Source organism: Paracoccus versutus (assembly GCF_029909795.1).
Classification (GTDB): Bacteria; Pseudomonadota; Alphaproteobacteria; order Rhodobacterales; family Rhodobacteraceae; genus Paracoccus; species Paracoccus versutus.
In genome coordinates this window covers 200,996-213,682 of sequence record NZ_CP038197.1, presented here as the reverse complement: position 1 = coordinate 213,682, position 12,687 = coordinate 200,996, and the positions used below count along the sequence as shown (strand labels likewise).

General features: G+C 68.5%; 9 protein-coding genes. 4 read left to right on the top strand and 5 right to left on the bottom strand.

Annotation, left to right across the window (positions count from 1 at the left end; all coding sequences use genetic code 11):
* Positions 1-8: 8 nt before the first annotated feature.
* The 3 genes from atpA to E3U25_RS12050 form a co-directional block, all read right to left on the bottom strand.
* Positions 9-1,544: a F0F1 ATP synthase subunit alpha gene (gene atpA, locus E3U25_RS12060; RefSeq protein WP_036756687.1), complete on the bottom strand. Its 1,536-nt coding sequence runs from the start codon at positions 1,542-1,544 to the stop codon at positions 9-11.
* Positions 1,544-2,104 carry a F0F1 ATP synthase subunit delta gene (locus E3U25_RS12055; protein ID WP_181180853.1) on the bottom strand — a complete coding sequence of 187 codons (561 nt, stop codon included), beginning with the start codon at positions 2,102-2,104 and terminating at the stop codon, positions 1,544-1,546. Before E3U25_RS12055 ends, atpA begins: the two co-directional genes overlap by 1 nt.
* A gap of 315 nt (positions 2,105-2,419) precedes the next feature.
* Positions 2,420-3,202 carry a methyltransferase domain-containing protein gene (locus E3U25_RS12050; RefSeq protein WP_036756690.1) on the bottom strand — a complete coding sequence of 261 codons (783 nt, stop codon included), beginning with the start codon at positions 3,200-3,202 and terminating at the stop codon, positions 2,420-2,422.
* Positions 3,203-3,253: 51 nt separating this feature from the next.
* Here E3U25_RS12050 and gloB point away from each other — a divergent pair, with 51 nt between their 5' ends.
* Together gloB and clpA are read left to right on the top strand one after the other, a co-directional pair.
* Positions 3,254-4,000, top strand: coding sequence for a hydroxyacylglutathione hydrolase (gloB, locus tag E3U25_RS12045; RefSeq protein ID WP_116222593.1), 747 nt, complete (start codon positions 3,254-3,256; stop codon positions 3,998-4,000).
* A 262-nt stretch (positions 4,001-4,262) separates the two neighbouring features.
* Complete coding sequence (clpA, locus tag E3U25_RS12040) at positions 4,263-6,584, top strand: ATP-dependent Clp protease ATP-binding subunit ClpA (protein WP_036756693.1); 2,322 nt, start codon at positions 4,263-4,265, stop codon at positions 6,582-6,584.
* A 203-nt stretch (positions 6,585-6,787) separates the two neighbouring features.
* Here clpA and mfd read toward each other — a convergent pair whose 3' ends face one another.
* Entirely contained in the window at positions 6,788-10,252 is a 3,465-nt protein-coding gene (mfd, locus tag E3U25_RS12035; RefSeq protein ID WP_116222592.1) for a transcription-repair coupling factor, read from the bottom strand.
* A gap of 42 nt (positions 10,253-10,294) precedes the next feature.
* Positions 10,295-10,861, bottom strand: coding sequence for a hypothetical protein (locus tag E3U25_RS12030; RefSeq protein ID WP_116222591.1), 567 nt, complete (start codon positions 10,859-10,861; stop codon positions 10,295-10,297).
* A gap of 151 nt (positions 10,862-11,012) precedes the next feature.
* On the opposite strand from E3U25_RS12030, the gene hemB reads away from it, so the two are divergent.
* Together hemB and E3U25_RS12020 are read left to right on the top strand one after the other, a co-directional pair.
* Entirely contained in the window at positions 11,013-12,011 is a 999-nt protein-coding gene (gene hemB, locus E3U25_RS12025; RefSeq protein WP_116222590.1) for a porphobilinogen synthase, read from the top strand.
* Positions 12,012-12,081: 70 nt separating this feature from the next.
* A complete protein-coding gene (locus E3U25_RS12020; RefSeq protein ID WP_084197151.1) occupies positions 12,082-12,654 on the top strand; it encodes a lipid-binding SYLF domain-containing protein in 573 nt (190 codons plus the stop codon).
* Positions 12,655-12,687 lie beyond the last annotated feature (33 nt).

The following is a 12,687-nucleotide window of genomic DNA, read 5'->3' as shown; positions in this document are numbered from 1 at the left end:
CCCTCCTCTCAGGCGTAGGTCTTGGCGTAGCCGTCCAGCGCTGCCTTGATCGCATCCTCAAGCTCGCCCGCCACCTTGCGGTCGTTCCTGGTCATGTCCTCAAGCAGATCGGCCTTCTGGTTGCGCAGATACTGGATCAGCCCCTGCTCCCATTTGGTCACGTCGCGGACCGGGATGCCGTCCAGGTAGCCCTTGGTGCCGGCATAGATGACGATGACGATCTCGGCATTGGTCAGCGGCGAATATTGCGGCTGCTTCATCAGCTCGGTCAGGCGCGCGCCGCGGTTCAGCAGCTTCTGCGTCGCCGCGTCGAGGTCCGAGCCGAACTGCGCGAAGGCCGCCATCTCGCGATACTGCGCCAGCTCCAGCTTGACCGGGCCCGCGACCGACTTCATCGCCTTGGTCTGGGCGGCCGAGCCCACGCGCGACACCGAAAGGCCGGTGTTCACGGCCGGGCGGATGCCCTGGAAGAACAGTTCGGTTTCCAGGAAGATCTGGCCGTCGGTGATCGAGATCACGTTGGTCGGGATATAGGCCGACACGTCGCCCGCCTGGGTCTCGATGATCGGCAGCGCGGTCAGCGAGCCGGCACCGTTGGCCTCGTTCAGCTTGGCCGAACGCTCCAGCAGGCGCGAGTGCAGGTAGAAGACGTCGCCCGGATAGGCTTCGCGCCCCGGCGGACGGCGCAGCAGCAGCGACATCTGGCGATAGGCCACGGCCTGCTTGGACAGGTCGTCATAGATGATCAGCGCATCCATGCCGTTGTCGCGGAAATATTCGCCCATGGCGGTCGCCGAATAGGGCGCGAGATACTGCATCGGCGCCGGGTCCGAGGCGGTCGCGGCCACGACGGTGGTGTAGGCCATGGCGCCGGTCTCTTCCAGCTTCTTCACCAGCTGGGCCACGGTCGAGCGCTTCTGGCCGACGGCGACATAGATGCAGTGCAGGGTCTTCATGCCATCGGCCTCGCGGCCGTTGTAGTTCGCCTGGTTCAGGATGGTGTCCAGCGCGATGGCGGTCTTGCCGGTCTGGCGGTCGCCGATGATCAGCTCGCGCTGGCCGCGGCCGACCGGGATCATGGCGTCCACCGACTTCAGGCCGGTCGCCATCGGCTCGTGCACCGACTTGCGCGGCATGATGCCGGGGGCCTTCACGTCGGCGACGCGGCGCTCGGAGGCGTTCAGCGGGCCCTTGCCGTCGATCGGGTTGCCCAGCGCGTCCACGACGCGGCCCAGCAGTTCCTTGCCTGCGGGGACTTCCACGATGGCGCCGGTGCGCTTGACGGTGTCGCCTTCCTTGATGTCGCGGTCGTCGCCGAAGATCACGACGCCGACGTTGTCGGTTTCAAGGTTCAGCACCATGCCGCGGATGCCGCCGGGGAACTCGACCATCTCGCCGGCCTGAACCTTGTCCAGGCCATAGACGCGGGCGATGCCGTCACCGACGGACAGCACCTGCCCGACCTCGGCCACCTCGGCGTCCTGACCGAAATTCTTGATCTGATCCTTGAGGATGGCCGAGATTTCGGCTGCCTGGATTCCCATTATCCGACCTCTTTCATAGCATTCTGGAGGGAGGCGAGCTTCGAGCGGATCGAGCTGTCGATCATCTGCGAGCCCAGTTTGACGATCATGCCGCCGATGAGGCTTTCATCGACACGCGCGTTCAGTTTCACCTTCTTGCCCGATTTCACGGCCAGCGTATCCGCAAGGCGGGCCTTCTGTTCGTCCGTCAGCGCCTGGGCGCTGACCACGTCGGCGGTGACTTCGCCCTTCGCATCGGCGATCAGGCTGCGCAGCTTGGCCAGCAGCTGCGGCAGGGCGAACAGCCGGCGGTTGCGGGCCATCAGGCGCAGCGTGTTGGCCAGTTCGGGCGAAAGCCCCATGCGGCCGGCAAGCGCGCCGATCGCAGTTTCCTGCTGCTGGCGGTCGTAGAGGGGCGAGAGGGTCAGATCGCGCAGATCCTGGCTGGCGTCATAGGCCGAGGCCAGATCGTCGATCTGGGCGGACAGGGCGTCGATGCCGCCCGAGTCCCTGACCAGATCGAACAGGGCCTGCGCGTAACGCCCGGCGATATCAGCGGAAATCGAAGCGGAATTGGCCACGGTCATCCTTCCGGTTAGCGCAAGCTCCGCAGGCGGGCCGGCGGGCGGGCCGGTCTGTCGCGGAGCGCGGGTCAAGGGCAGGCCCTGGCACAATACGGCTGGAGCCTTCCCGAAATCTGCGGCGTCTCTAGCAGGTGATTTTCCCTGCCGCAACCGCCTTGAACACGGAAAAATGAGCGTTTGCGGCCCTTGGCCGAGGACAGCCTGCGACCGATTGCGCAAACAGCCCGCCCCTCCGGCCGCTCGCGCGTGCGCAGAGCCGCGACGCGGTGCCGGCAGCCGGGGGGATTCGCCCGCCCGTCCGCTCAGCCCGAGTCAGCCCGAGCCCCGCGCCGTGCGCCCGGCGCCTTGCCCCGCCGGCCGCGGCCGGGCGATGCCTCCCAGCACGTCGAGCGGGCTGGGCACGCTGACGCGCCGCCCCGGCCCGACCGGGGCCTGCACCTGCTTGCTGAACTCGGTCAGCACCACGCCCGCGACCAGGACCTGGCTGATGCGGAGCCCGGCACGTTCCCACATCTGCGCGCTCTTCAGCCAGAACCGCCGGTCCGAGGGCGGGATGTAGAGCGCGGCCCCCGTGCGCTCGGTCACGAAGCCGGCCTCGCGGGCCTGCACCTCCAGCTGCCCCGCGGTATAGCTGCGCCCGAAGCCGAAGGGCGTCGTCTCGGACCGCGCCCACAGCCCGGCGCGGTTCGGCACCATCACCAGCAGCCGCCCGCCCGGACCCAGCACGCGCCAGGCCTCGTCCAGCAGGACGAAGGGATGGTCCGCCGTCTCCAGCGCATGCAGCAGCACCAGCCGGTCCACGCTGCCGGTGTCCAGCGGCCAGGCCGTCTCCTCGCACAGGACCGAGCAATTGGGCAGTCCGGCCGGCCAGGCCATCACCCCCTGCGGCCCCGGCATCAGCGAGACGACCCGCCGCGCCCGCCCCAGCCAGGGCCGCAGCAGCGGCGCGGCAAAGCCATAGCCGGCCACGGTCATGCCCTGCACCTGCTCGGTCGGCCACAGCCCGGTCAGCCGGTCGCGCAGCACCCGCTGCACCACCCGGCCCAGGGGGCGGTTGTAATAGAATTTCCGCAGCTCATAGACGTCGTGATGCATTGCGCCTCCCGCCTCGCGAGGCCAGACTGCGGCAAAGAGAGGAATTTGCCAATGCCGCTGGAACTGGTCCCCGTCCGCTGCCTGACCGACAACTATGCCTGGCTCGTGCATGGCAACGGGCGGACCGCGCTGGTCGATGCGCCCGAGGCCGCGCCCATCCTGGCGGAACTGGCGGCGCGCGGCTGGTCGCTGGACCAGATCGCGCTGACCCACCACCATGCCGACCACATCCAGGCGGTGCCCGAACTGGTCGCGCAGACCGGCGCCGCGGTGATCGGCAATGCCGAGGATGCCGCCCGGCTGCCGCCGCTGGACCACGCCGTGCGGCCCGGCGAACGCTTCGCGCTTTGCGGTGAGGAGGCCGAGGTGATCGACGTCTCGGGCCATACCGTCGGCCATGTCGCCTTCCACCTGCCCGGCTCGGCCATGGTCTTTACCGCCGACAGCCTGATGGCGCTCGGCTGCGGCCGGCTGTTCGAGGGCGATGCCGCGATGATGTGGGCCAGCCTCTCGCGCCTGAACGCCCTGCCGGCGGAAACCCTGGTCTGCTCGGGACATGACTATTGCCGCGGCAACGGCGCCTTCGCCCTGTCGGTCGATCCCGGCAATGCGGCGCTGCGCGAAAGGCTGGCCGACACGGCGGCCGGCGGGCGGCCCTGCGCCCCCTCGACCCTGGCCGAGGAACGGGCGACCAACCCCTTCCTGCGGGTCGCGGAACTGGCGGATTCCCTTGGCCTTGCCGGCGCGCCCGAGGCCGCGGTCTTTGCCGAGCTGCGCGCCAGGAAGGATCGGTTCTGAGGTGTTTTCGCAACGCAGCAAGGACAAAGGGCCGGAACCGGCCCCCTGTCCCGCCATGGCGTTCGCCCAGGGCGACATGCTTGAAATTCGGCCAGGGGAACATCACATCTGCCTCAACCACGGGAAATTCGGCAGGGGCGGACGCAAATACCGCTTGAACTGCGCCGCAATCCACCAAATCTTAACTGTATCGTGACAGTCTGGTCAGGTGGACCGCTAAATCTGGCGGCCCATACCGCCAGCCGACTGACAGGAGCTTGAAGTGCCGTCCTTTTCGACCTCGCTGGAACAGGCCATCCATGCCGCGCTTGCGCTGGCCAACGAACATCGCCATGAGCTTGCCACGCTTGAACACCTCCTGCTCGCGCTGACGGAAGAACCCGATGCCGTGAAGGTGATGCGGGCATGCAATGTCGATCTGGACGAGTTGCGCCGCATGCTGGTCGAGTTCATCGAGGACGACCTTTCGACCCTCATCACCGATGTCGAGGGTTCCGAGGCCGTCCCCACCGCCGCCTTCCAGCGCGTGATCCAGCGCGCCGCGATCCATGTGCAAAGCTCGGGCCGGACCGAGGTGACGGGGGCGAACGTCCTTGTCGCCATCTTCGCCGAGCGCGAATCCAACGCCGCCTTCTTCCTGCAAGAGCTGGACATGACGCGCTATGACGCGGTGAATTTCATCGCCCATGGCGTCGCCAAGAACCCCTCCTTCTCGGAAAACCGCCCGGTCCAGGGCGCCGAGCAGCAGGCCGAGCAGGCCCAGGCCGAAACCGCCCAGCCCAAGGACGAATCGGCGCTGGCGAAATATTGCGTCGACCTGAACAAGAAGGCCGCCAAGGGCGACGTCGATCCGCTGATCGGCCGCGCCGACGAGGTCGAGCGCTGCATCCAGGTGCTGTGCCGGCGTCGCAAGAACAACCCGCTGCTGGTCGGCGATCCCGGCGTCGGCAAGACCGCCATCGCCGAGGGGCTGGCGCTCAAGATCACCCGCGGCGAGACGCCGGACGTGCTGGCCGGCTCGACCATCTTCTCGCTCGACATGGGGGCGCTGCTGGCCGGCACCCGCTATCGCGGCGATTTCGAGGAACGGCTGAAGGCCGTCGTCAAGGAACTCGAGGACCATCCCGACGCCATCCTCTTCATCGACGAGATCCATACGGTGATCGGCGCCGGTGCCACCTCGGGCGGCGCCATGGACGCCTCGAACCTGCTCAAGCCGGCGCTGGCCGGCGGCAAGCTGCGCTGCATGGGCTCGACCACCTACAAGGAGTTCCGCCAGCATTTCGAAAAGGACCGGGCGCTGTCGCGCCGCTTCCAGAAGATCGACGTGAACGAGCCGACCGTGCCCGACACGATCAAGATCCTGATGGGGCTGAAGCCCAGTTTCGAAAAGCACCACGACCTGCGCTATACCAATGACGCGATCAAGATGGCGGTCGAGCTTTCGGCGCGCTACATCCACGACCGCAAGCTGCCCGACAAGGCCATCGACGTGATCGACGAGGCCGGTGCGGCGCAGCATCTGGTCGCGGAAAGCAAGCGCCGCAAGACCATCGGCCCCAAGGAGATCGAGGCGGTGGTGGCCAAGATCGCCCGCATCCCGCCCAAAAGCGTCTCCAAGGACGATGCGGCGGTGCTGAAGGATCTGGACGCGACGCTCAAGCGGCTGGTCTTCGGCCAGGACGCGGCGATCGAGGCGCTGTCCTCGGCGATCAAGCTGGCGCGGGCGGGCCTGCGCGAACCCGAAAAGCCGATCGGCAACTATCTCTTCGCCGGCCCCACCGGCGTCGGCAAGACCGAGGTGGCCAAGCAGCTCGCCTCGACGCTGGGGGTGGAGCTGCTGCGCTTCGACATGTCGGAATACATGGAAAAGCACGCGGTCAGCCGGCTGATCGGCGCACCTCCGGGCTATGTCGGCTTCGACCAGGGCGGGCTTCTGACCGACGGGGTGGACCAGCATCCGCATTGCGTGCTGCTGCTCGACGAGATCGAAAAGGCGCACCCGGATGTCTACAACATCCTGCTGCAGGTCATGGACCACGGCAAGCTCACCGACCATAACGGCCGGCAGGTGGATTTCCGCAACGTGATCCTGATCATGACCTCGAATGCGGGCGCGGCGGACCAGGCCAAGGCCGCCTTCGGCTTCGGCCGCGAACGCCGCGAGGGCGAGGATACCGCCGCCATCGAGCGCACCTTCACGCCCGAGTTCCGCAACCGGCTGGATGCGGTCATCAGCTTCGCGCCGCTCTCGCGCGAGGTGATCGTGCAGGTGGTCGAGAAATTCGTCCTCCAGCTCGAGGCCCAGCTGATCGACCGCGGCGTCCATATCGAACTGAGCCCCGAGGCCGCCGACTGGCTGGCCGAACGCGGCTATGACGAAAAGATGGGCGCGCGCCCCCTCGGCCGGGTGATCCAGGAATCGATCAAGAAGCCCCTGGCCGAGGAACTCCTGTTCGGCCGCCTGACCAAGGGCGGCGTGGTCCGGGTGCGGATCGAGGACGACAAGCCCGTCTTCGACATCACCGGCCCCGAGACGCCCAGGATCAGCAACTCCAAGCCGCCGCTGCTGACGGCGGACTGATCGCCGATCCCGGAAAGACAAAGGCGGCGCACCCCTCGCGCCGCCTTTCCTCTGCGTCGCAAGTCCTCTGCGTCGCAGGGGCCGCCCGGCTTTTCTTCCGTGTGGAAATATCCCGGGGGTCCGGGGGCAGCGCCCCCGGCGCAGCCGCGCCGTTCGGCCGCACCCGATCCTCCGCCAGGCCCGATCCCGACCGCCCCGGCCTTCTACCCCTTGGCCCTGCCTTCCTTGATCTTCGCCGCCAGCTCCTTGGCGATGGCGAAGCTGCCCTTGATGCGCTCGGCGTCGGTCGGCCAGTCGCGCAGGACGACGATGCGGTTATCCGTCACCTTGGCCTGGCCGCGCTGGTCGTGGATGAACTCGACCAGCCCGGCCGGGTTCGGGAACTTGTCGCCGTGGAACTGGATGGTCGCGCCCTTGGGCCCGGCATCCAGCCGGGCGATATTCGCCCGCTTGGCCATGGCCTTGATGCGGATGACCAGCAAAAGCGTGTTCACCTCGCGCGGCAAGGGGCCGAAACGGTCGATCAGCTCGGCCGCGAAACCCTCCAGCTCGACCTTGCTGGTCAGCTCGGCCAGGCGGCGATAAAGCCCCAGCCGCACGTCCAGGTCGGGAACATAGCTTTCCGGGATCGTCACCGGCACGCCCAGGTTCAGCTGCGGCGCCCATTCGTCCTCGGGCGTGCCCTCGATCTCGCCGGATTTCAGCTTGGCGATGGTCTCCTCCAGCATCTGCTGGTAAAGCTCGAAGCCGACCTCCTTGATATGGCCCGACTGCTCCTCGCCCAGAAGGTTGCCGGCACCGCGCAGGTCCAGGTCCTGCGAGGCCAGGTTGAAGCCGGCGCCCAGGCTGTCGATGGCGCCCAGGAATTTCAGCCGCCGCATCGCCTGCGGGGTCAAGGGCACCCGCGGCTTGGTGGTCAGGTAGCAATAAGCCCGCGTCTTGGAGCGCCCGACCCGGCCGCGGATCTGGTAAAGCTGCGCCAGGCCGAACATGTCGGCGCGCCAGACCACCATGGTGTTCGCGGTCGGGATGTCCAGCCCCGATTCGACGATGCTGGTCGCCAGCAGCACATCGGCGCCGCGGTCGTAGAAGGCATTCATCCGCTGGTCCAGGTCGCCCGCCGCCAGCTGGCCATGGGCGACGATGGTGCTGGCCTCCGGCACATGCTCGCGCAGCCATTCCTCGACGTCGGGCAGGTCGGCCAGCCGCGGCACGACGAAGAAGCTCTGCCCGCCGCGATATTTCTCGCGCAGCAGCGCCTCGCGGATGGTCACGCCGTCGAACTCGGACACATAGGTGCGGATCGCCAGGCGGTCCACCGGCGGCGTGCCGATGATCGACAGATCCCGCACCCCGGTCAGCGACAGCTGCAAGGTGCGCGGGATCGGCGTCGCGGTCAGGGTCAGGACGTGGATGTCGCTGCGCAGCTCCTTCAGCCGCTCCTTGTGCCCGACGCCGAAATGCTGCTCCTCGTCGACGATCAGCAGGCCCAGGGTCTTGAAGCGCACCTGTTTCGCCAGCACGGCATGGGTGCCGACGACGATGTCCACCGTGCCCTCGGCCAGGCCCTTGCGGGTCTCGGCCGCGTCCTTGGCGGAGACGAAGCGCGACAGCGGCCGGACATTGATCGCCGTGCCGCGGAAGCGCTCGGCAAAGGTGCGGAAGTGCTGGCGCGCCAGCAGCGTGGTCGGCGCCACCACGGCGACCTGCCGGCCCTGCGAGGCGGCGATGAAGGCCGCGCGCATGGCGACCTCGGTCTTGCCGAAGCCCACGTCGCCCACGACCAGCCGGTCCATGGGCCGGCCGGCGGCCAGATCCTCGGCCACGTCGGCGATGGCGGCGGCCTGATCCTCGGTCTCGGCATAGGGGAAGCGGGCGGCGAAGCTTTCGATCTCGTGATGCTCGGGCTCCAGCACCGGGGCGGGCCGCAGCAGGCGTTCGGCCGCGACGCGCATCAGCCGGTCGGCGATCAGCTTGATGCGTTCCTTGAGGCGCGCTTTCCGCGCCTGCCAGGCGCCGCCGCCCAGCTTGTCGAGCAACCCTTCCTCGTGCCCGTAGCGGCTGAGCAGCTCGATATTCTCGACCGGCAGGTAAAGCCGGTCGCCGCCGGCATATTCCAGCGCCACGCAATCATGCGGCACGCCAAGCGCCTGGACGGTCTCCAGCCCGGTATAGCGGCCGATGCCGTGTTCGACATGCACGACCAGGTCGCCGGGGCTCAGCATCGTGGTATCGCGCAGGAAATTCTCGGCCTTGCGGCGGCGCTTGGCCCCCCGGATCAGCCGGTCGCCCAGCACGTCCTGTTCCGAGATCACCGCCAGCGCCCCGGTGGCCGCGCCGTCCGAGGTAAAGCCCTCCTCCAGCGGCCAGACCGCCAGGCCAAGCGCACCGGGCTGGTCGGGCAGCTCGCGCAGGTCGGCGATGGGCTGGGCGCCCTTGATGCCCTCATCGGCGATCAGCCCGGCCAGGCGTTCGCGCGCCCCTTCCGAGAAGCTGGCGATGATCACCCTGCGCGAGGCTTGAAGATTTCGAATATGATCGGCAAGAGCCTTGAAAAGATTTCCCTTCTCGGCCTGGCGCTCGGGAGCGAAATTGCGCCCGACGCGACCGCCGGCATCCAGCACGCCCGGACCCGGCGGCTGCGGCAGAACCGAAAGGCGCAGCACCCGATGCGCGGCCAGCCAGCGCGCCCATTCGGCCTCGTCCGGGAACATGCCGGAGGGCGGCACGGGGCGATAGACCGTGTCGGTGCCGCCCTTGCGGGCCAGCGCCTCGCGCCGCGCCGCGAACTGCTCGGTGATCGTGTGCCAGCGCGCGTCGCGCACCTGCTCCAGATGGTCGTCCGCCACCACCGAAGCGCCGGGCAGATAGTCGAACAGGCTTTCCAGCCGCGCATGGAACCAGGGCAGCCAATGCTCCATGCCGGCCATCTTGCGGCCGGCGCTGATGCCCTCGTAAAGCGGATCGTTGGCGCCGCCGCCATATTCGGCGCGGTAGTTCTGGCGAAAGCGGGTGATGGCGGCTTCGTCCAGGATCACCTCGGACATGGGCGCAAGCTCGACGCGGTCGAGCTTTTCGATGGAACGCTGTGTTTCTGCGTCGAATCTGCGCGCACCGTCCAGGACGTCGCCGAACATGTCCAGCCGGATCGGCCCGGATTCGCCTGGCGGGAAGATGTCGATGATGCCGCCGCGGACGGCGAAATCGCCCGGCTCGGTCACGGTCGGGGCCTGCGAGAATCCCATGCGGGCCAGGAAGGCGCGCAAGGCGCCTTCGTCCATGCGGTCGCCCACCGCGGCCGAGAAGCCGGCGCCGCGCAGCACCTCGCGCGCGGGCACGCGCTGCATGGCGGCCGAAAGCGTGGTCAGCACCACGAACGGCCCCTTCAGCGCGCCATGCGCCAGCGCCGTCAGCACCGCCATGCGCGCGGCCATCACCGCCCCCGCGGGCGAGACGCGGTCATAGGGCGTGGTGTCCCAGGCCGGGAACTCCAGCATCGCGGCCGAGGGCGCAAAGAAGCCCAGCGCCGCCCGCATCGCGGCCATGCGCCGGTCGTCGCGGGCGATGTGGATGACGGGATTGCCGCGGGCCAGTTCGCGCGCGACCAGCGCGGCGTCCATGCCCTCGGGCGCGCCGGACAGGGTCAGGTGTTCGGGAAGCGGTGCCATGCGCCCCGAGGTAAAGCCGGCATCGGCGAAGTCAAGAGCGGTTCAGAAGCCGAAGGGATGCACGATCATCCAGAGCGCGCCGTAAAAGGCGGTCAGCGCCACCACAAGGACCGACATGGCCAGGATCACCATCCGGTGCCGGCGCATCAGCCGCGCGGCCTCGGCCCCGGCCTCGTTGACCGGCTGGCCCACCTCGGCGCGGGCCAGCACCGCGCGCAGGCGCCGCGCCAGCCGCAGCTCCAGCCCGAAAAGCAGGGCGAAGGGCAGGACCAGCAGCACCAGCGCCTGCGCCATCTCCAGCCCGTAGCCAAAGCCCAGGATGGCCAACGTGGTCAGCAGGAACGAGCCCAGCCCCAGCAGGATCGCGCCCTCGCGCCGGTCGATGCGCCAGCGCGGCAGGGTCAGCGACAGCCAGTCGAGCAGCGCCAGGGCGGCCGGGTCGTCCCTGGGGCCCGGCTCGGCGCCGACGGCCCCGGAAATCACGTCCGAGGGCACGCCCAGGATGCGGCGCCCCGCCATGGTCCAGGCCAGAGTCAGGATCACCCAGAACCAGATCGAGCCGAAGGACCGGCTGTCCAGCAGGGCGAGGATTCCCTCGGGTCGGGGCACGTCTTCTCCTTGCAGCGGTTGCGCAGGGCAAACTAACCGGGCCTGGGGCAAAGGAAAACCTCGATTTTCGCCGCCGGGCGGCAAGGGGTTGCGCGGCGCGGGGCATGGGTGCAGGTTCGGGCCAGATCCTTGCAAGCCACAGGCCCCGCCCATGTCCCCGACCCCGATCACCGCCCCCTTCCCCGCCAGCCGCCTGCGCCGGCTGCGCCGCACGCCCGCGCTGCGCGCGATGGTGACGGAAACGACCCTGACCCCCGCCAACCTGATCTGGCCGATCTTCGTGACCGAGATCGCCGGCGGCGAGGGCGAGATCCCCTCGATGCCGGGCGTCGAGCGGCTGACGCTGAACGGCGCCAAGCGCGCGGCGGAAACCGCGATGCGGCTGGGCATCCCGGCGATCTGCATCTTTCCCCACTCCGACCCGGAGCTGAAGACCGAAAGCTGCGAGCGCGCCTGGGATCCCGACAACATCGGCAACCGCGCCATCCGCGCCATCAAGGAGGTCGCGCCCGAACTGGCGGTGATGACTGACATCGCGCTGGACCCCTATAACGCCAACGGCCATGACGGGCTGGTGCGCGACGGGGTGATCCTGAACGACGAGACCGTCGAGGCGCTTGGCCGCATGGCGCTGGTCCAGGCCGAGGCGGGGGCGGACATCCTGGGCCCCTCGGACATGATGGACGGGAGGATCGGCGCGCTGCGCGGGCTGCTGGAGCAAAACGGCCACAAGGACGTGGCGATCCTGTCCTATGCGGCGAAATTCGCCAGCGGCTTCTATGGCCCGTTCCGCGACGCGGTGGGCGCCTCGGGGCGGCTGGTGGGCGACAAGAAGACCTATCAGGTGAACCCCGCCAACCGCGAAGAGGCAATGCGCTGCGTCGCCCGCGACCTGGCCGAGGGCGCCGACATGGTCATGGTCAAGCCGGGCATGCCCTATCTGGACATCTGCCGCATGGTCCGCGACCAGTTCGCGGCGCCGACCTTTGCCTATCAGGTCAGCGGCGAATATGCGATGATCGAGGGCGCGATCCGCAACGGCTGGCTGTCGCGCGAGGTGGTGGTGGAAAGCCTGCTGGCCTTTCGCCGCGCCGGCTGCGACGGCATCCTGACCTATTACGCGCCGCAGGTGGCCGAAAGGCTGGCGTGAGGGCGCGCGCCCGTCTATCATCGCGGCCTTGACAGGCGGGGCAACCGCCGAACAGGGAACGAGGGCTAGGATGATGTATTCCAACGGGATGAGCCGGCGCCTGCTGCTGCTGGGCGGCGCGGCGCTGGGGCTGGCGGGCTGTTCGAACGCGATCGGGCAGGATGCGCCCTCGCGGCTGGACGCGCGCGTCGATGCGACGCGGGACTTCCTGCTGCGCAGCTATCCCAATGTCGCGCCCATGGTGCAGAACGCCAAGGGCGTGCTCTACATGCCGCTGATGACCGAGGCAGGCTTCGGCGTCGGCGGCGCCTATGGCCAGGGCGCGCTGCGCATCAACGACGTGACGGTGGACTACTATTCGGCGGCGCAGGCCAGCGTCGGCTTCCAGATCGGCGCGCAGCAATATGCCCATGTGCTGATCTTCCAGACCGATGCCGCGCTGGCCGATTTCCGCCGCGCGCCGGGCTGGGTGGCCGAGGCCGGGGCCTATTACGCGCTGCCCGCCGGGGGCGTCTCGATGGGCACCGACACCATCACCGCGCAGCAGCCGGTGGTGGCGATGATCTTCGGCCAGTCGGGTCTGATGGCCGGCGCCTCGATCGCCGGGACGAAATACAGCCGCGTCATCCCCTCGACCTTCTGACCCTCGACCTTCTGAGGGCGCGCGCCAAGGCCG

Excerpts from the sequence above, each read along its gene's own strand:
- atpA (WP_036756687.1), bottom strand. The coding sequence starts at position 1,544 with ATGGGAATCCAGGCAGCCGAAATCTCGGCCATCCTCAAGGATCAGATC.
- E3U25_RS12050 (WP_036756690.1), bottom strand. The coding sequence starts at position 3,202 with ATGCATCACGACGTCTATGAGCTGCGGAAATTCTATTACAACCGCCCC.
- gloB (WP_116222593.1), top strand. The coding sequence starts at position 3,254 with ATGCCGCTGGAACTGGTCCCCGTCCGCTGCCTGACCGACAACTATGCC.
- mfd (WP_116222592.1), bottom strand. The coding sequence starts at position 10,252 with ATGGCACCGCTTCCCGAACACCTGACCCTGTCCGGCGCGCCCGAGGGC.
- hemB (WP_116222590.1), top strand. The coding sequence starts at position 11,013 with ATGTCCCCGACCCCGATCACCGCCCCCTTCCCCGCCAGCCGCCTGCGC.
- E3U25_RS12020 (WP_084197151.1), top strand. The coding sequence starts at position 12,082 with ATGATGTATTCCAACGGGATGAGCCGGCGCCTGCTGCTGCTGGGCGGC.